At 51.0% G+C, this 16,902-nt stretch carries 20 protein-coding genes; 9 read left to right on the forward strand and 11 right to left on the reverse strand.

Features of this window, described 5'->3' with window-relative positions; translation table 11 throughout:
• Nucleotides 1-59: 59 nt before the first annotated feature.
• Nucleotides 60-1,625, forward strand: a complete 1,566-nt coding sequence (locus tag HH215_RS32795) for an ABC transporter substrate-binding protein (protein ID WP_169283733.1) — start codon at nt 60-62, stop codon at nt 1,623-1,625.
• Between the two features lie 148 nt (nt 1,626-1,773).
• Here the strand turns inward: HH215_RS32795 and HH215_RS32800 are convergent, their stop codons facing one another.
• The 5 genes from HH215_RS32800 to mnmL form a co-directional block, all read right to left on the reverse strand.
• On the reverse strand, nt 1,774-2,265 hold the full coding sequence (locus HH215_RS32800) for a hypothetical protein (RefSeq protein WP_169283734.1): 492 nt from the start codon (nt 2,263-2,265) through the stop codon (nt 1,774-1,776).
• Nucleotides 2,266-2,340: 75 nt separating this feature from the next.
• A complete protein-coding gene (locus HH215_RS32805) occupies nt 2,341-3,312 on the reverse strand; it encodes a type I phosphomannose isomerase catalytic subunit (protein WP_169283735.1) in 972 nt (323 codons plus the stop codon).
• Nucleotide 3,313: 1 nt separating this feature from the next.
• Nucleotides 3,314-3,715 carry a VOC family protein gene (locus tag HH215_RS32810; RefSeq protein WP_169283736.1) on the reverse strand — a complete coding sequence of 134 codons (402 nt, stop codon included), beginning with the start codon at nt 3,713-3,715 and terminating at the stop codon, nt 3,314-3,316.
• A 13-nt stretch (nt 3,716-3,728) separates the two neighbouring features.
• The gene (mnmM, locus tag HH215_RS32815; RefSeq protein WP_169283737.1) at nt 3,729-4,310 is read right to left on the reverse strand and encodes a tRNA 5-(aminomethyl)-2-thiouridylate-methyltransferase MnmM; all 582 of its coding nucleotides are present in this window, start codon (nt 4,308-4,310) and stop codon (nt 3,729-3,731) included.
• A 1-nt stretch (nt 4,311) separates the two neighbouring features.
• Nucleotides 4,312-5,265 (reverse strand): tRNA modification radical SAM protein MnmL/YtqA, encoded by a 954-nt coding sequence (gene mnmL, locus HH215_RS32820; RefSeq protein WP_169284688.1) that lies wholly within the window; start codon nt 5,263-5,265, stop codon nt 4,312-4,314.
• Between the two features lie 316 nt (nt 5,266-5,581).
• On the opposite strand from mnmL, the gene HH215_RS32825 reads away from it, so the two are divergent.
• From HH215_RS32825 to HH215_RS32840, 4 genes are all read left to right on the forward strand, one after another.
• Nucleotides 5,582-5,767 carry a hypothetical protein gene (locus HH215_RS32825; protein ID WP_169283738.1) on the forward strand — a complete coding sequence of 62 codons (186 nt, stop codon included), beginning with the start codon at nt 5,582-5,584 and terminating at the stop codon, nt 5,765-5,767.
• Nucleotides 5,768-5,900: 133 nt separating this feature from the next.
• Nucleotides 5,901-6,269: a GntR family transcriptional regulator gene (locus tag HH215_RS32830; RefSeq protein WP_169283739.1), complete on the forward strand. Its 369-nt coding sequence runs from the start codon at nt 5,901-5,903 to the stop codon at nt 6,267-6,269.
• On the forward strand, nt 6,269-7,165 hold the full coding sequence (locus tag HH215_RS32835) for an ABC transporter ATP-binding protein (RefSeq protein ID WP_169283740.1): 897 nt from the start codon (nt 6,269-6,271) through the stop codon (nt 7,163-7,165). Before HH215_RS32830 ends, HH215_RS32835 begins: the two co-directional genes overlap by 1 nt.
• Nucleotides 7,162-7,842, forward strand: coding sequence for a hypothetical protein (locus tag HH215_RS32840; RefSeq protein ID WP_169283741.1), 681 nt, complete (start codon nt 7,162-7,164; stop codon nt 7,840-7,842). The genes HH215_RS32835 and HH215_RS32840 overlap by 4 nt, the downstream gene beginning before the upstream one ends.
• Nucleotides 7,843-7,919: 77 nt before the next feature.
• On the opposite strand, the gene HH215_RS32845 is transcribed toward HH215_RS32840, so the two are convergent.
• From HH215_RS32845 to HH215_RS32860, 4 genes are all read right to left on the reverse strand, one after another.
• A complete protein-coding gene (locus HH215_RS32845) occupies nt 7,920-8,726 on the reverse strand; it encodes a YitT family protein (protein ID WP_169283742.1) in 807 nt (268 codons plus the stop codon).
• Between the two features lie 26 nt (nt 8,727-8,752).
• Nucleotides 8,753-9,967, reverse strand: coding sequence for a cation:proton antiporter (locus tag HH215_RS32850; RefSeq protein WP_169283743.1), 1,215 nt, complete (start codon nt 9,965-9,967; stop codon nt 8,753-8,755).
• Nucleotides 9,968-9,973: 6 nt separating this feature from the next.
• Nucleotides 9,974-10,468: a cation:proton antiporter regulatory subunit gene (locus HH215_RS32855; protein ID WP_169283744.1), complete on the reverse strand. Its 495-nt coding sequence runs from the start codon at nt 10,466-10,468 to the stop codon at nt 9,974-9,976.
• Nucleotides 10,469-10,574: 106 nt separating this feature from the next.
• Nucleotides 10,575-10,937, reverse strand: a complete 363-nt coding sequence (locus HH215_RS32860) for a hypothetical protein (RefSeq protein WP_169283745.1) — start codon at nt 10,935-10,937, stop codon at nt 10,575-10,577.
• A 141-nt stretch (nt 10,938-11,078) separates the two neighbouring features.
• Here HH215_RS32860 and HH215_RS32865 point away from each other — a divergent pair, with 141 nt between their 5' ends.
• Nucleotides 11,079-11,714 (forward strand): phosphatase PAP2 family protein, encoded by a 636-nt coding sequence (locus HH215_RS32865; protein ID WP_169283746.1) that lies wholly within the window; start codon nt 11,079-11,081, stop codon nt 11,712-11,714.
• Between the two features lie 87 nt (nt 11,715-11,801).
• On the opposite strand, the gene HH215_RS32870 is transcribed toward HH215_RS32865, so the two are convergent.
• Nucleotides 11,802-12,209, reverse strand: a complete 408-nt coding sequence (locus tag HH215_RS32870; RefSeq protein WP_169283747.1) for a cupredoxin domain-containing protein — start codon at nt 12,207-12,209, stop codon at nt 11,802-11,804.
• A 277-nt stretch (nt 12,210-12,486) separates the two neighbouring features.
• Between HH215_RS32870 and trmB the strand changes: the two genes are divergently transcribed.
• Nucleotides 12,487-13,266: a tRNA (guanosine(46)-N7)-methyltransferase TrmB gene (trmB, locus tag HH215_RS32875; RefSeq protein WP_169284689.1), complete on the forward strand. Its 780-nt coding sequence runs from the start codon at nt 12,487-12,489 to the stop codon at nt 13,264-13,266.
• Between the two features lie 105 nt (nt 13,267-13,371).
• Here trmB and HH215_RS32880 read toward each other — a convergent pair whose 3' ends face one another.
• On the reverse strand, nt 13,372-13,896 hold the full coding sequence (locus HH215_RS32880) for a phosphatase PAP2 family protein (protein WP_169283748.1): 525 nt from the start codon (nt 13,894-13,896) through the stop codon (nt 13,372-13,374).
• A 139-nt stretch (nt 13,897-14,035) separates the two neighbouring features.
• Between HH215_RS32880 and HH215_RS32885 the strand changes: the two genes are divergently transcribed.
• Nucleotides 14,036-15,196, forward strand: coding sequence for a glycosyltransferase family 4 protein (locus tag HH215_RS32885; RefSeq protein ID WP_169283749.1), 1,161 nt, complete (start codon nt 14,036-14,038; stop codon nt 15,194-15,196).
• A 369-nt stretch (nt 15,197-15,565) separates the two neighbouring features.
• A complete protein-coding gene (locus tag HH215_RS32890) occupies nt 15,566-16,804 on the forward strand; it encodes a glycosyltransferase family 2 protein (protein ID WP_169283750.1) in 1,239 nt (412 codons plus the stop codon).
• Nucleotides 16,805-16,902 lie beyond the last annotated feature (98 nt).

The following is a 16,902-nucleotide window of genomic DNA, read 5'->3' on the forward strand; positions in this document are numbered from 1 at the left end:
CTATTACGCTAATTTAAGATGCCGGTTTAATATATAATCGATACTAGGAGGATCATGAGATGAAAAAAGGGAAAAAGTTAGGGACAGGCTTGCTCGCTCTTACGATGGCGTTCGCGACCGTTCTGTCGGGATGCGGAAACAATGGGAAAGATGCCGAGGGAGAAACGGGGGCTTCAAGTCCTTCGAAGAGTGCTTCATCTTCCGCGTCCGCACCGGCGTCGGCCAGCGCGCAAGCGTCGCCCGGACAAGCTCTGGAACCGGTTACGTTAAAGTGGCTATTGCCGAAAACCGGTAAAATGGATAAGGCGGACGAAGTGTTCGCGGCCATCAACAAAATCACGCAGGAAAAGATCAACGCCACGATCGATATCAACATGATCGAGATCGGGGATTTCGTACAGAAAGTCAGCATGATGATCGCCGCCAACGAAGATTTCGATATCGTCTTTACGTCCAACTGGTTCAATGCTTACGTTCCGAACGTCGCCAAGGGAGCGTATTTGCCCTTAGACGATCTACTCGAGCAGTATGCGCCGCAAACGATCTCCTCGACGAACAAAGCGGCGTGGGACGCGATTAAAGTGGACGGTAAAATCTACGGAACGCCGATCCAGCAAATTTACGCCAGACAATCCGGATTTAATTATCGTAAAGACTTGTTGGACAAATATGGTTTCAATCCTTCTACCGTGTCGAAGTTGGAAGACTTGGAGCCGTATTTGAAGCAACTGAAAGACGGCGAGCCCGGTTTGTTCCCCATCGAAGGTCTCGGAAGCTATATCTGGGAGAATATGCAGGCGTATTACGGATTCGATACGATGCTCGGCGCGAGAATGCCGGGTGTCCTGAAGTTCGACGGTCTTACCGCCTTGAATCAATTCGAATCGCAACAATTCAAAGACTATTTGAATCTCGTTCGCGATTGGTACAAGAAGGGATATATCCAGAAAGACGCGGCGACGACGAAGACGAATTACCGAGTGCAGGGCAAATACGGAATCGTCACCGATCCCGTGACGAAACCGGGAGGCGACGTGGAGTATTCGACGTCGCAAGCAGGCGGGATCGAATACGTCGGTTACGGGATCGGAGAGCGTCCGATGACGACGGGATCGATTCAAGCGTCGCTGAACGCGATAAACGCCAATTCGAAAAATCCGGAACGCGCCCTCATGTTCATCGATCTGCTGAACTCCGACCAAGAGCTGTACAATCTCGTTCTCTTCGGATTGGAAGGCATGAACTATACGAAAACGGCGGACGGCAAGGTGGAACAGAAAATGGACGGCTCGTACGACGGTTTCCTGAACTTCTTTGTCGGCAACGTCTTTAATTCTTACTACACGAAGGGACAACCCGACGGAGTATGGGAAGCGACGGCGAAGATCAATAAGGACGCCAAGCCTTCGGCCTCTCTGGGTTTCGCTTTTAACGTGGAACCGGTGAAGAACGAAGTGGCCAAGGTGGGGGCGGTTGTCGATCAACATTTAAATGCGCTTGCCAGCGGGTCCGTCGATCCGGACAAGGTGCTGCCCGAGTTCTTGAGCAAGATGAAGACGGCCGGATCGGAGAAAATCGTAGAGGAGCTCCAGAAACAGCTCGACGCATGGGCCGCAACCAAATAAACCGGTGGAGAGAAGGGGCGACCCTTCTCTTTTTCATTAAAAAGGGGACTCGAATGTGTCTTGGATCTCGATACTTTTGTCCAACACAAAAAGCTTCCACCATCCCGAAGGACGGCGGAAGCCTTTTATGCTTGGCGATGCGCGATCGCTAGATTCGTTCTACGGGTTCCGAGTGCTCCGAAAGCTCCGCTTGAGGCTCGATTTCGGTAACCGATTCCGCGATCGGCTCCGGAGCTTTCTCGGGCTCCTTTACCAGCCGATCGATAACGGCCGGAACGATGAGCGTCAAGGCGTAAGCCAACGTCATCCAGACCGTATACGCCTGATGCTGACCTTCGCTGAAAGCCGGAAAGACCGAATCCCGATTCCACACCGAGAACGTATTAAGCAATAATCCGATAACCGCCGCAGTATATCCGAACTGGGTAGCCGATCCGCGCTCCCTCAGCAGCTTCAGCCTGACGATCAAAGCCAAGCCGATCAGGAGAAGGAAGGATAACATCTCGAGCAGAAACAGGGAAGAACCGAAATAAGCATCTCCGACCTCTAGTACGACCCAATCGCCGAACAACAGGAAGAAGAGGGTTGGTACCGCCCATACCGCAACTCCTAAGCCAGCCAATATAAGTGCTTTCCGCATATGGATCCGTCCTTTCTTCATCCGCTAGTCTGGATATCTGCTCATTCTAATTCGACAAAACCTGTCGATATCCTCTTAAGGCACTAAGCTGCGAAGTACGGTCATCGAACCGTCCAGCGTATAGGCCCCTAAGTTAGCCGGAAGCAGGAAACAGTCTCCGGCTCTGGCATCGACAAGACCGCTGTCCCAGCTAATGCTTCCGCTTCCTTCGCAAACGATGACGATCACGAAGCTATCGGACGAAGTAGACAACGTCCATTGGCCTTGTACGATTCCTTTATCCGTCTTGAAATACGGAGACGCGGCCAAGGTAAGCCATTCGCCTGGTTTCGCCCCGTCCGTATCCATTCTTGCCGCGCCGGATCCTTCGTAAGCCGTTACGTTAAGCGAATCCTCGATATGCAGTTCGCGAGGTTTGCCGTCCAATCCTGGACGATTGTAGTCGAATAAGCGATAAGTCGTATCCGAATTCTGCTGAATTTCCGCGACGACGACGCCCGCGCACAGGGCGTGTACGGTGCCGGCAGGAATGTAGAACGCGTCCCCGGCTTTCACGGAAACTTCCTGCAACGTGTCCATGATGCGGCCGTCTTCGATCGCTTTGGCCATCTCTGCCCGATCTACTCCCGGTTTCAGCCCATAGATGATTTTGGCATCCGGTTTGGCATCGAGTACGTACCACATTTCCGTCTTGCCCAGCTCGCCCTTAGGAAGCTTCTCGTAATGGTCGTTCGGATGCACTTGAATCGAGAGGTCGTCATTGCAATCCAATAGCTTAATCAATAACGGAAAACGTTCGCTGCCGGAGCCGCTGCCCTTCGACCCGAACCATTCTGCTCCGACGATTCCGCGGATTTCGTCGAGTCCTTTGCCGGCCAATTCGCCGTTCGTGACGTGCGATACGCCATTCGGATGGTCCGCGATCATCCAGCCTTCTCCGATAACGCCGGCCGGAACGTCGAAGCCGAATTTTTCAAGGGCGCGTCCGCCCCACACTCTTTCTTTGAATTCCGGTTTAAAATGCAAGGGGTAAGGTCGTAAGCTCATCTTAGTTCGCGCCTCCTCGTGTCGTTTGGAACATTTCTATCGCTTCGCCATCCGGTCCATCGAAGAAAAAGTACCGACTGCCATTAGGCAAAGTCGTGATTTCTTCGTCAAGACCGGCTACGTTTAATGAACGAATGCGACTAAACTCCTCTTCGATGTCGTCTACGGTAAAGGCAATGTGATGGACTCGTCCCGATTTAGCGAGTTCTCCCGTAAAGCCCTCGATCAATTCGACTTCGGTTTCCGACGAAGCCTGGAAGCTTAGGAATGCTAAGCGAATGACCCCGTTCGTATGGGTAGTCGTTTCGGTGTGCTTAAGACCTACGATATTCTCGTAAAAAGGGATCGATACCTCCAAAGAACTTACCATGATGCCAACGTGCTCGATTTTAGTTACAGCCATCAATAACGACCTCCTATTTTTTGTTCAGGGCGATTAAATAAGGCGATGCCGCTTTCTGCGGAAAACGATAGAGGATAGCTTGGGCAAGCGAAGAGGGGACATCCGATGCCCAAGCTTCTACCGCACTCGCTTCTTCTTGTCCGCCATCGTGACCGGGATAGACGACAACGGTAAGCGCTCCGCCGCTTCGAAGCAGCCGAAGCGCGGAATCCAGCGCGGCCACTGTCGTGGTTGGCTTCGTAATAACGTCAGTCGATGCGCCTGGCAAATAACCGAGATTAAACATGATCGCCGCGATTCGGCCATGAAGCTGTTGATCCAAGACGCTCTCCATCGCTTCGTGTCCGCCGTGAATCAACCTCACGGGAGCAAGATTACCTTGCTCGCCGCTTGCGGCAACGAGTCTTTCATGCGTCTTCCCAAGCGCTTCGGCTTGGATATCGAAGGCGTATACCGTACCGCCGGCTCCGACGGTTCGAGCTAGGAATAACGTATCGGAACCGTTCCCGGCCGTGGCGTCCACGACGGCATCCCCCGGCTGGGCACGCTCCTTCACCCATCGCTGGGCTTGGCTCAACACGGATAGGAAGCCCATCTCATCGACCCTTCCATGCTTTGCCTTGCCAGCTATCGCGCCGAACGAGCTCGGCGTCGATCGCGTTCAGCACTTCCCACTTCTTCAAGCTCCACATCGGCCCGATCAGTAAATCCCTGGGGGCGTCTCCCGTCAAGCGATGGACGATCATCCCAGGAGGCAGCATCTCGAGCGAATCGACGACAAGCGATACGTATTCGTCCTGATCCAAGAACCGTAACAGGCCGTCGCGCCATTGGCGGACCATCGGAGTTTTGCGCATGAGATGCAGAAGGTGAATCTTAATCCCTTGCACGTCCATACCGGCTACCGCTTGAACGGTCTCCAGCATCATTTCGCGTGATTCTCCCGGCAATCCGTGAATAATATGGGCGCAAACGCGAATGCCGCGGGCTCTCAGCCGGGTGACCGCATCAATGAAGCAATCGGTATCATGGGCGCGATTAATGAGCTGGGAAGTCGATTCGTGAATCGTCTGCAAGCCCATCTCGACCCATAAATAAGTGCGTTCGTTCAATTCGGCTAAATAATCGACGACGTCATCCGGCAAGCAATCGGGCCGGGTCGCGATCGACAAGCCGACTACGCCCGGCTGCTGAACGATAACCTCGTAATATTCGCGGAGAGTTTCCACCGGCGCATAAGTGTTCGTGTAGGCTTGGAAGTAACCGATATACTTCGCTTCAGGCCATTTGAGATGCTGCCGGTCTCGAATATCGTTAAACTGAGAGACCAAGTCGTCTCGCCGACTGCCGGCGAAATCCCCGGAGCCTCTCGTGCTGCAGAACGTGCAGCCTCCAGCGGCGATGCTTCCGTCCCGGTTAGGGCAGGTGAATCCCGCATCGAGCATGACCTTGAACGTCTTCGTGCCGAACGTTTCCCGCATTTCGTAATTCCATGTATGAAATCTTTTGTCCGCCCATAATAGGGGGGTTTGTCGATCCGTTCCAATCATTGCCATGAATGCATCCGTCCTTTAGAGAAGTCGGTATAATTGTAGCGAAAAACCGACCAAATTGCGAGGATAGCCGGATTCATATGCATTACCGATGAATTCCCCGTCGTTCGATTCACAATTAACATCGAAAATCGGGCCGAAAAAGTGCTCACCCCGCTTGCAATACCTAACATGAAGTGTTATATTAAAAGTGCGCCAAATCAATAAACAAAGCTGACATCGTCTCATTTATCCACAACCCAATTCATACCATTTCCATATCTCGGGCAGATTAGGTGTACCATTAAATTTTCCGATAGGAGAGATGATCGTAATGAATACAAGCGTACGCATACCGCAAGGGGACGATACGGTAAAGATCGAGTTGACGGTGAAAGAAGCTATGGCACTTGCGGGGGCTAAATTCCCCAACAATCATAGTATCGAAATATCGGCGCGGAAAAAAATCAACAGCGTTATCGAAGATCATTATATCGAAGAACAAAGACCGGTTAATTAATCGGCGAACTTACGATACGGGAAGGCCGAATGCCTAATTTCAGGTGTTCGGCCTTTTTTTGCGTTGACAATCTTTTTAGTTGGTTATATAGTTAGTTACATAAGTAACTAACCGAATAACTGGTGGTGAACAAATGACGATATCGATGGACGACAGCCGACCCATCTTCATACAAATCGCAGAGCGGATCGAGAACGATATCATCGACGGGAGGCTGCCGGAAGAATCGCAGGTGCCTTCAACGAATCAATTCGCGGCATTTTATCAGATTAACCCGGCAACCGTGATGAAGGGCGTAAATCTGCTTGTTGATCAAGAAATTTTGTATAAGAAAAGAGGAATTGGCATGTTCGTGGCAACGGGCGTCCGAGCGAAAATCATGGAGAAACGCAAAGAGCAATTTTATGAGCAATACGTCGTGACGATGGTTAAAGAAGCGGAGAAACTGGGCATTACGGCAGAGCAGTTAACCGAAATGATTCGGAGAGGGGAGAAAGTTTAATGAACAGCGTAGTTGAGGTTAAGGGACTGACGAAAGCTTACGGAAAAGTAACGGCTGTCGATAACGTTAGCTTTACGCTTGAAGAGGGCAAGATATACGGTTTGCTCGGAAGGAACGGCGCCGGTAAAACGACGGTCATGCATATGCTTACGGCACAGTTATTCAAAACCGACGGGCAGATAAAGGTGTTCGGAGAAGAGCCGTACGAGAATGAACGGGTACTGAGACAAATCTGTTTTATTAAAGAAAGCCAGAAGTATCCGGAAAACTTTAAGGTCGCGGACGTGTTGAAAGTTTCTCCGCTGTTTTTCCCTAACTGGGATCGAGAGCTCGCCGATAGGCTCGTAAAGGATTTTCAGCTTCCGTTGAAGCGCCGGGTCAAGAAGCTCTCCAGAGGAATGCTTTCTTCGGTCGGCATCATCGTAGGGCTTGCCAGCAGAGCTCCGCTTACGATATTCGACGAGCCGTATTTAGGATTGGATGCGGTAGCTAGAAGCTTGTTCTATGACAGGCTATTGGCGGACTATGCCGAACACCCGAGGACGATTATCCTGTCGACCCATTTGATCGACGAGGTCAGTCAGATGCTGGAGCATGTGTTGGTTATCGACAAAGGCAAGTTGATCTTGAACGAAGAATCGGAGACGCTGCGAGGTAAAGCATCCACGGTAGCGGGGACGGCCGCGAAGGTGGAGAAGTTCCTGGATGGGAAGGAAGTCGTTCACCGCGAACCGTTCGCGGGACTGATGTCGGCGACGGTCATGGGCTATCTCAGCGCGCAAGACCGCAAATTGGCGGCCGAGCTAGGGCTCGAGATCGCTCCGGTATCTTTGCAGCAGATGGTCGTTCATCTGACGAATGGCAATAGCGCTAGAGAGGCAGGAGAAACGCGATGAATAGAGTAGTGGGAATCGTTAAGACGCATCTAGCCGACAGATGGTCATGGTTGGCCATGCCGTGGGTGATTCTAGGCATAAGCTTCGCCTGCAACTATATTATCGGCGGAGCGTCCGACGAAAAGATTTATACGGGAGGTTTAGCTTCCATCTACATCTATATGATGGTGCTCGGAATCCTTAGCGTCGGTCAAACCTTCCCTTTCATTATGGGCTTCAGCGGCAGAAGAAAAGATTATTTCATTGGAACGACGGCAACGATCGGTTTGCTTGCCGCGATAACGTCTATTCTCCTGTGCGTGATCGGATACATCGAACGTCTAACCGATCAATGGGGAGTGGGATTGTATTTCTTCAACGTGAAATATTTGACCGATGGTCCGGCGTTTCAACAATTCTGGGTACTTTTCACGCTTATGGTCAATCTATTCTTCATGGGTTTCGCGATTTCGTGCATTCACCGCCGATTCGGCCGCAACGGCATGTACATCTTCTTCATCGTCACGGGGCTCGCGTTCACCGTCAGCAGCTATTTGATTGGTCTAAACGACAAATGGAAAGCCCTTTTCGACTGGTTCGCGGATATCTCCGTTCTCGAGCTCGCCAACGGATTGTTCGCGCTGACCGTGCTTTACTTACTCCTCTCTTATTTATTACTCCGTAAAGCAACCGTATAGAAAAGATAACAGCCCCGCGAAATCTTCCGATTTCCGGGGCTGTTATCTTCCGAATGTGCGGGGATTCAAGCCTGTTTTTAGCTATGCACGGCTTGAAAGGCTATGGTGCATTCGGGATCCAATTCCCGAATATCCTTAAGGACTTTGGCTTGTTCCATACGATTGACGGTACACAGTATCAGCCGGCCCTTGCCCCCGCTGCTCGGGTTGTCGTCGAGCAGAATGACTTCCTTCCCGAATCGGTCGTGCATCGCAACACTGATCTCTTCGCTGCGATCGCTTGCGATCCAGATCATTCTCGTCATGGCGAATCCGCTCATGGCGAAATCCGCCGTCCGATAAGCCAACAGAAAGGCTACGATGGAATACAACGCCTCGTCCCAGCCGAATACGAATCCTCCGGCGATCAGAATTCCTCCATTCGCAAACCATAACCGTTTCTTCGTCCGCTCGGAAGTTTCGGCAAGGCCCGTCATTGCCTGGCTGTCCGCCGCATCGATAAATCCTCCGTATCGTAGAACGATCCCGATGCCGATCCCTAGCGCGATCCCTCCGGCGGCTGACGCGGCTAGGGAGTGCTCGATGATCGGAGGAGCCGGGTGAAGGAAGAAAGCGGCTAGGGAAAGAATGGATATGCCCGCCAACGTCATTAGACGGGTTTGCGGATCGAATTTGCGGTAACGGAAGAGCACGAAGGGCAAGTTCAGCAAGAACAAGAATAACCCCAACCGCATCTCCGTCAGATAAGAAATAATGACGGATGCCCCGGTAACGCCGCCGACAAGCATATTGTTCGGTACAAGAAACAACTCTAACCCGACCGCGGATAATAAAGCGCCAAACATCACAAAACCAAGCCGGAATGATACGCGCATGTTAAACATGACGGCATTCACCCTTTCTTGTTTATTTATGAAGATTCGACTTTCTTCGGCGTCTTGCTTAACTTAAACACTTTGTCGAGTATTTTGTAGATCCACTTCGTTTCTTTAGTCAGGAAAGGCCCGAGAATGGCCAGAATCAATACATACAGCGCGGCAAAAGGCTGAACGATGGGAAGCAATCCCCCGGACTTGGCGATGTTCGCCATAATGATCGAGAATTCTCCGCGCGCGACGATCGTAAATCCGATATTTACCGAAGCTTTCGGCGAAAGCCCCGCGCTCCTGCCTGCTAACATCCCGGCGGTGAAATTCCCGACAAGCGTAACGGCAACGGCCGCAAGCGATAACCATACCGCTCCGCCGAGCGTCGTTGGATCGATCGTCAGACCGAAGCTGAAGAAGAAGATCGCCCCGAAGAAATCCCGGAAGGGGAGAATCAGTTTCTCGATTCGTTTCATATGCTCGGTCTCGGCGAGTACCAGGCCGATCAATAAGGCGCCGATCGCTTCCGCCACGTGAATCGTTTCGGAGAAGCCGGCGACGAGGAACAATCCCGCGAAGATGACGAGTCCGAACAGCTCGTTGGATCGAATGTTCAGCATCTTGTTCAGCAAAGGCACCGCTTTGCGTCCGATAATGAGCAAGGCCAGCATGAAACCTAGCGCGATAAGCGCGGAGAGAACGACGCCCCCGACCGATCCGGACCCGCTGAGCACAAGACCCGAAAGGATAGAAATATAAACGGCGAGAAATACGTCTTCGAACATAATGATCCCAAGAATCATCTCCGTTTCCGGATTGGCTGTTCGTTTGAGATCGACCAGTACTTTGGCGACGATGGCGCTGGAAGAGATCGTCGTTATTCCCGCGATGACTAACGTCTCTTGAAGAGGGAAACCGGACGCCCATCCGAAGATCAGTCCCAGCGTAAAATTGATGCCGATATAGATCGAGCCGCCAACGGCGATCGAACGCCCCGACTTGATCAGCCTGCCCACGGAAAATTCGAGTCCGAGGTAGAAGAGCAGGAACAGTACGCCTAACCTCCCCATAAATTCGATGAGAGGGGCGCTTTCTATGAAACGAAAATCGAAATGCCATAGCTTCATGGAATGAGGTCCGACCGCCATTCCGATCAGAATATAGAACGGAATGACGGAAAACCGCAATTTTGCCGACAGCAAACCAGCCAGAGCGATGAGAGCGACCGCCAGGCCGACTTCAAGAACGATATGATCCATATTCGATCAACCGTCCCCGTGCATGAGGATTTTCTTGAGTTCCTTGTGTTGCGAGCGCTCTCCAGCGACAACCAAGGTCGTATCCGGAGTGAGCTTGAAGTCCGGACCGGGATTAATGTGTTTTACGTGATTGGCTCCGAGCAAGGCGATAATCGTAGCTCCCGTATTTTTACGTACGTGAATTTCTCCGATCGTTTTCCCTATGCAAGCGTAGTTGGTTTCGAGTTTGTACCATTCGATAATGAGGTCGTCTAGAGCGACCTCGATCGACTCAAGCATTTTGGGTTTATAAGTCATACCGCCGATCATGGCTGCGATCATCCGGGCTTCATCGTCGTCTAACGTAACCATGGAAATGCTCGTTTCCGGATCGTCGTGCTCGAAGTGGTAACATTCACGGCGACCGTCATCATGAACGATAATGACGATTTTATCCCCGCTGCGGGTGTTCATTTGAAATTTTTTGCCGATACCTGGAAGATCGATTTCGCGAATGTTCATTGTTGTATAACCTCCTAAGGTATGATTCACATTCCAGTGAAATAAATAACGGACAAACCAAATAAACCTCTGCTGAATTTATTGCAGGAGGCTAACGGGTTCGAAGTTACGCTCGCACGTAGGATGTGGTCAATTTAAGAGGCATGAGCAGAATTTTACGCAATCGAAGAAGGACGAGGGGCAAAAACGCGGATTTATTGTCGGGCATACGGTAAGGAACGTAGGCAAAAAAACGGAAGTGAAAGGCAAGAAGAAGCAGCTCGGCAAGGAGCAACGTCTTGATCGGGATGGACGCGGAAGTCCGCTTAGTCGCTTTAACGCTGTTCGGAATATCGTGGGTAAGGGAACTGCTGTTAGAGGTTGCGAAATTGTCTCCGATCATCATGGTAGGCATGCTGAATAGCACGAAGGCAAGGAGCAAGAAGAGGACGAACGTCATGCTGCGAAATGGTTGATAAGTTTTGTTCATCCGGCTTCCTCCCCGTTATTCCTTTCTCCTATAATAACATACCGGAAGCCTTGCCCTCAATTTAACGAAGCATTTTATTCCGGCCAGCGAAATGTGATACACTTCATTTTATGGCGTTAATTCTAGTAAGGAGTTGGAAGCGTGGTACGTAAGACGCATCTTGGCAATGCATACGTTTGGACGGGAGCGGCATTCGTTTTATTCGTATTGATCAGTATTATCGTTAAGGTTGGCGGCGCTTCCGAATTCGATTCAAGCGTCATATCCGTCGTTCAAGGCTGGGAAAACCCAGGGCTCACGCACGCGATGGAGTGGTTTAGTTGGCTCGGATCCACTCTGGTGGTCATCGTCATTGCCGTCTTGATTCTGATTTTCTTGGCTTTCGTTCTCGGACATCGCAAAGAATTGCTGCTGTTTGTTGCGGTGATGGGGGGAGCTCCGCTTCTTAACGTTATCCTGAAGTCCTTATTTCAAAGGGAAAGACCTGTTATCCATCGGCTGGCTGAAGAAGGCGGATTTAGCTTCCCGAGCGGTCACTCAATGGCGGCTTTCGCGCTATACGGCATATTGACTTATCTGCTCTGGAGACATGTGAGAAGTCGGACAGGCCGAACTCTTCTCGTCGCAATCGCGTCGTTAATCGTCATTTCCATCGGAATTAGCCGCATTTATTTAGGCGTTCATTATCCTAGCGATATTTTAGGCGGATATTCTGCAAGCGGGGTTTGGTTGGGTCTAATGATCGGAGCTTTCCGGAAATTTATTCGACCTTCATGAGGCATCATGTTAAAAAGGATTGAGGGCTTGTCCAGACGGACAGGCTCTCAATCCTTTTTTTAAGTGGGATATCGATCGGATCAGCGCTTACTCAACAATGATGTTACCAACCATGTTGTCGTGGCCTTGGCCGCATTGAATGGAACAGTGGTACTCGAACGTACCCGCTTTCTCAAGCTTGATTTCTTGGGTTTCGCCGTTTTTGAGTTTGATCCCCAAGTCATCGCTCGCGATTCCATGGGCGCCCTGGGAGTTTTTCAAGGTCAGCTTGAGCGTGTCTCCGACTTTGGCTTTGATTTCCGCCGGCTCGAATTTCCAATTAGTGGCGTCTATCGTTACGTCATGCATTCCGCCGCCACCGGCTGCAGGGGTCGAAGCGGTTGGACTTGGAGAAGGAGATGGCGATGCGGTATTGTTATTTTTATTTCCGCATCCGCTTAGGGCGAATACGGCTGCAAGAGCCACAATGGCAAAAATCCTGCCCGGTTTTTTCATTTTCGAAGTAAACCTCCTTAAGATCTTAGTGGTAAGAAATATGTTGTCCTGGATTTCGATATCGTCACTTCTAATGTACCCTTGTTTCGAAAATATCAATCTCCGAGGCGAACGGATTTTTCTGGATTGCCGGTTTCGAACGAAGACGATCCTGCGCGAATCGTATCTCCGTCGGCTTAATATGGGACTTCTCCCTTTACAAAGGGCTTTACATTGGGCAAAATAGGATTCATTGACTGTTAGGCAACGAAGGTTGCGGGAGGCTATTGGGATGAGCATGAGACTTCGCGGTAGGAAAAACATTCGGGAAAGCTTGGAACGGCAGCCGGATCTTGTCGTGCTGGAGCCGCAGAAGCTGAAGGGACGCTGGCACGAATTTTTCGGTAACGATAACCCCATCCGCATTGAATGCGGGATGGGAAAAGGCCAGTTTATTAGCCGAATGAGCGCGAATAATCCGGATATTAATTACATCGGGATGGATATTTACGACGAGTTGCTTCGAAGGGGCAGCGAGAAAGCCCGCGCATTATGGAAAAACGAGAAGGGGCAAGACGACGTTCCCAATTTGGCGCTCGTGCGGGGAAACGTTGAATTTCTCGAGATGATGTTCGAGCCGGGCGAATTGGAACGGATCTATTTGAATTTCAGCGATCCTTGGCCGAAGTCGAAGCATGGCAAAAGGCGCCTTACGCATCCCCGCTTCCTCAAGAAATATAAGGAAGTGTTAAGCGATATCGGAGAAATACACTTCAAGACGGATTCGCTAAGCCTGTTCGAATTTTCTCTGAACAGCTTTTCGGCCGTGGAATACCAGATGCGCAATATATCGCTGGACTTGCATCGCGGCGGTATTCGCGAGGATCTCGTATTAACCGAATACGAGACGAAATTCGTTGGACAAGGAATGCCGATCTACAGGCTCGAGGCCGTTATCGGCGAGAAGGTTCAACGGGAGCATCGGAGGTCGATCGCCGAAGAGCTGGAGAAGCAAGCAAGCAGAGGAACGACGCGGAATTACGAATCGGGCTTCGATTCGGATACCGACGACGAATAATAAGCAAGCGGCCATACCCGGGTGAGAGCCAGGTATGGCCGTTATATGTATCGTGCTTGCCTTTGGGGCAGGCACGTTATTTTGTTTGCGGGGAGGATTCGCCGCTTAGAACCAAACGGTGAGCAGGAATGCGGTTGCGCTGCCCAATATTGCTCCCGCGACGGTGTCGCTCGGAAAATGGAGCCCGAAATAGATGCGCGATAACGCGACGCCGATTCCGATCGGCAGCAGGACGGGGACGAGCAACGGCTCGGTTAGCATCCACGGCGTTAGCATCGCGAAAGCGGCAGTCGTGTGCCCGGAGGGGAAAGAAGGATCCTTGAGCGGTTTCCCATTCGTATTGATCATCGGGAACACCTGATAAGGACGAAGGCGCGGAGCGCTTCTCTTGGCGATGGCGACGGGGATATGGCTGAGCACGACGGCAGAGAAAGCGATCCAACCGGCGTTGCTCCATGGTTCCGGGGCGAACAATCCGGCAGCGAGCGACATGCACAAGCTGAAGGTTGCGCCGGCGATCAGAGATAAAATATGAAAGAGCCAGTTCAAAGCGGAACGGTTCCAACGAATGTTGACGTGCAGGAATAATGGACGTTCGACTTCCTGGAGCAGGCGGTAAATTCGGCTCATATTCCCTCTCCTTTGCGTTCTCTTTCTATATATAGATTACAAAGCGATTGTCACCTCAGTATTAACTTGCTTTTGACATCCGCTTAACGTGCGCCTAGTAAAATGGACGTATCGCACGGGAGAAGGGATGGGTTCGATCATGTCCGAAATTCGCTTGGCATTATTTACCGATACTTATATTCCCGAAGTTAACGGCGTCGCCAAAACTTTGGAGCGTTGGATCGCGTATTTGCGTAAGCAAGGCATCGATTGCATGGTATTCGCTCCTTCGAGGCCTCGGAGGGAGAAAACCGTCTCGGAAGCGGCCGAAAGGCTTGTCAGCTTGCCGTTTTTCCTGTATCCGGAATGCAGACTCGCGGTGCCTCGGACAGGGAGCATCGAGCGCAAGCTTCTGAGCTTTAAGCCGACGGTTATTCATGTTGCGACACCGTTCGGCACAGGAGTCGCGGGTCGGCATTTGGCGATCAAGCACGGAATTCCGCTGGTCGCCTCGCATCATACTCACTTCGTGCGGTATTTGCCGTTTTACAATCTTCAATGGATGGGTAAACTTTTATGGAGATATTTGCATTGGTTTCACCGTCCTTGCCGACGCATATACGTGCCTTCGAAATCCGTGTTGGAAGAATGTCGCGCGGACGGCTGGGGAGGGCTTGAAATTTGGAGCCGGGGAATCGACGCCGAACGATTTCATTCCGGTATAGACCGCGAGGCGTTCCTGCGCGAATCGGGAGTGCCAAGCTCTCGGTTCATCGTTCTGTACGCGGGTAGAATGGCGCCGGAGAAGCAGACGGAAGTGGCCGTGCGAGCGGTTTCCGAGTTTGTTTCGCGAACCGGCGCGGATGCGGAGTTCGTCGTTGCCGGGGACGGTCCGGCAGCGAACGAGATTAAAGCCTTAACGGAAAGAACCGGCGTTCGTTCCAGATTTCTCGGCGCGGTTCCGCAGACTAGCCTTCAGAAGTGGATGGCGGCTTCGGATGTTCTTCTTTTTCCTTCCGCCACGGAAACCTTCGGTAATGTCGTCTTGGAGGCGATGGCCTGCGGGTTGCCCGTGGTGGGTGCGGCTGGGGGAGCGGTGCCGGATACGATCCGCGACGGAGAGAACGGTCTGCTATGCTCGCCGGGTAACGTATTCGATTTCGCCGACAAGTTGGAATTGCTGTACCGAGACGCCTCCTTGCGCGCAAGGCTGTCCGTCGCGGGCGAACAAGAGGCAAGGGAACGGAGTTGGGATGAAGTTTTTTTCGCTTTGAGATCAAGCATCGAAGAAGCCGTCGGAAATTTAACCGCAACTTTCTAAAGCTGGAGATCGTTATGTTTATTGTCAATCGGGCATAGGTCTCCGGATAGAAAAAGGTTGGAAATCGATGAAATCAATGGTTAGCCGAAGCAATTGCCGCCGATGACGATGCTTCGTGACCGAGAACCCCTCATCCTGGCCGTGAAGCGCGAATATGAGAGCAGTACCCTTTTGACAAATGGCAGAAAACGAAAGAAAATCAAGAATGTCTCTTTCGGAGGGAGCACCGGGCGCAGAAAGATCGGAAGATCAAATTAGAGAGAGAAAAAACAAAAAAGCGGAAAACTAAAAAGAGAAAAAACAAAAAAAGAGAAAAAACAAAAAAAGAGAAAAAGAAATGAAAAAGGGATCTAGGGGGTACAACTGAATATGTTTAACAATTTTCTTTTGGTTGTTCAAGGCCTTGCTGCCGCCATCGGCGTGTACCAAATCATTATTTCGTTTTTCGGGTGGTACCGCAGGAAAGAACGCATTACGCACAAGCCGACCAAATCGTTCGCTTTGCTTGTCGCTGCGCACAACGAAGAAACCGTCGTCGGAGCGTTGATCGAAAATTTATTGAAGATGGATTACCCGCGCGAACTGTTCGATATTTTCGTCATCTGCGATAATTGCACGGATGGCACGGCCCAAATTACGCGTAAATATGAGGGCGTATATGCTTTTGAGCGAACGAATCCGAACCAACGCGGCAAAGGTTTCGCGATCGAATGGATGCTTAAGGAATTATGGAAACATCCGAGACAGTACGATGCCATCGTGATGTTCGATGCCGACAACCTAGTGGCGACGAACTTCCTCCAATACATGAACGAAGATCTGTGCAACGGACACCGCGTTATCCAAGGCTACTTGGATACGAAAAACCCGCATGATTCTTGGGTCAGCGCGGCGAACGGAATTACTTACTGGTTCTGTAACCGGTTATGGCAATTGCCTCGTTATAACCTGAGGTTATCCAACTTTCTCGGCGGAACGGGAATGTGTTTCGATACGAAGCTGCTGAAGGAAATGGGATGGGGCGCGACCAGCCTGGTCGAGGACTTGGAATTCACGGTCCGTTGCATCCAAAGGAACATTTATCCGAAGTTTAATTTCGACGCTCGCGTCTTCGACGAGAAGCCGATTACTTTCCGCGCTTCCGCCCGCCAACGCCTTCGCTGGATGCAAGGACACTTCGACGTTACGCGTCGCTACATGTTCCCGTTGCTCTGGCAAGGAATTAAAGAGGGCAGCTTTGTTAAGATCGATGCGGCCCTGTACATTTTCAACGCGTTTATTTACCTGATCGGTTTCTTGGTTACGATGTCGCTGTGGTTCGACATGATGTTGCCGGGGGATCCGCATTTGACGTCGATCTATTCGAAAATGCCGCTTGGTTTATCGTTATCGATCGTCCTTTACGGTTACCTGCAATGTCCGCTCGCGATGCTTCTCGAGAAAGTAAACTGGAAAGTATACTTGCGACTGTTGTTGTTCCCGGTCTTCTTCTTGTCCTGGTGGCCGATCGCGTTCTACGCCTTCTTCACGCAGAACAACAAAACTTGGAGCCATACGCAGCATACGCGCGTGATCCGATTGGAAGACGTTCAAGGAAAACAAATGTAACTCGTTTAGACGGGGCAGTTCCGATGCTGCAATAGCTAAGGGACTGCCTTGCCTTTTCTAAGCAGAAAAGTTCGATGAATGAGTTGTGTCGATGAATG

It is taken from the genome of Cohnella herbarum, from assembly GCF_012849095.1.
GTDB lineage: Bacteria > Bacillota > Bacilli > Paenibacillales > Paenibacillaceae > Cohnella > Cohnella herbarum.

Excerpts from the sequence above, each read along its gene's own strand:
- HH215_RS32805 (WP_169283735.1), bottom strand. The coding sequence starts at position 3,312 with ATGAGCTTACGACCTTACCCCTTGCATTTTAAACCGGAATTCAAAGAA.
- HH215_RS32840 (WP_169283741.1), top strand. The coding sequence starts at position 7,162 with ATGAATAGAGTAGTGGGAATCGTTAAGACGCATCTAGCCGACAGATGG.
- mnmL (WP_169284688.1), bottom strand. The coding sequence starts at position 5,265 with ATGATTGGAACGGATCGACAAACCCCCCTATTATGGGCGGACAAAAGA.
- HH215_RS32855 (WP_169283744.1), bottom strand. The coding sequence starts at position 10,468 with ATGAACATTCGCGAAATCGATCTTCCAGGTATCGGCAAAAAATTTCAA.
- HH215_RS32795 (WP_169283733.1), top strand. The coding sequence starts at position 60 with ATGAAAAAAGGGAAAAAGTTAGGGACAGGCTTGCTCGCTCTTACGATG.
- HH215_RS32800 (WP_169283734.1), bottom strand. The coding sequence starts at position 2,265 with ATGCGGAAAGCACTTATATTGGCTGGCTTAGGAGTTGCGGTATGGGCG.
- HH215_RS32880 (WP_169283748.1), bottom strand. The coding sequence starts at position 13,896 with ATGAGCCGAATTTACCGCCTGCTCCAGGAAGTCGAACGTCCATTATTC.
- HH215_RS32830 (WP_169283739.1), top strand. The coding sequence starts at position 5,901 with ATGACGATATCGATGGACGACAGCCGACCCATCTTCATACAAATCGCA.
- HH215_RS32870 (WP_169283747.1), bottom strand. The coding sequence starts at position 12,209 with ATGAAAAAACCGGGCAGGATTTTTGCCATTGTGGCTCTTGCAGCCGTA.
- HH215_RS32845 (WP_169283742.1), bottom strand. The coding sequence starts at position 8,726 with ATGTTTAACATGCGCGTATCATTCCGGCTTGGTTTTGTGATGTTTGGC.
- HH215_RS32810 (WP_169283736.1), bottom strand. The coding sequence starts at position 3,715 with ATGGCTGTAACTAAAATCGAGCACGTTGGCATCATGGTAAGTTCTTTG.
- HH215_RS32885 (WP_169283749.1), top strand. The coding sequence starts at position 14,036 with ATGTCCGAAATTCGCTTGGCATTATTTACCGATACTTATATTCCCGAA.
- HH215_RS32860 (WP_169283745.1), bottom strand. The coding sequence starts at position 10,937 with ATGAACAAAACTTATCAACCATTTCGCAGCATGACGTTCGTCCTCTTC.
- mnmM (WP_169283737.1), bottom strand. The coding sequence starts at position 4,310 with ATGGGCTTCCTATCCGTGTTGAGCCAAGCCCAGCGATGGGTGAAGGAG.
- HH215_RS32850 (WP_169283743.1), bottom strand. The coding sequence starts at position 9,967 with ATGGATCATATCGTTCTTGAAGTCGGCCTGGCGGTCGCTCTCATCGCT.
- HH215_RS32835 (WP_169283740.1), top strand. The coding sequence starts at position 6,269 with ATGAACAGCGTAGTTGAGGTTAAGGGACTGACGAAAGCTTACGGAAAA.
- HH215_RS32890 (WP_169283750.1), top strand. The coding sequence starts at position 15,566 with ATGTTTAACAATTTTCTTTTGGTTGTTCAAGGCCTTGCTGCCGCCATC.
- HH215_RS32825 (WP_169283738.1), top strand. The coding sequence starts at position 5,582 with ATGAATACAAGCGTACGCATACCGCAAGGGGACGATACGGTAAAGATC.
- trmB (WP_169284689.1), top strand. The coding sequence starts at position 12,487 with ATGAGACTTCGCGGTAGGAAAAACATTCGGGAAAGCTTGGAACGGCAG.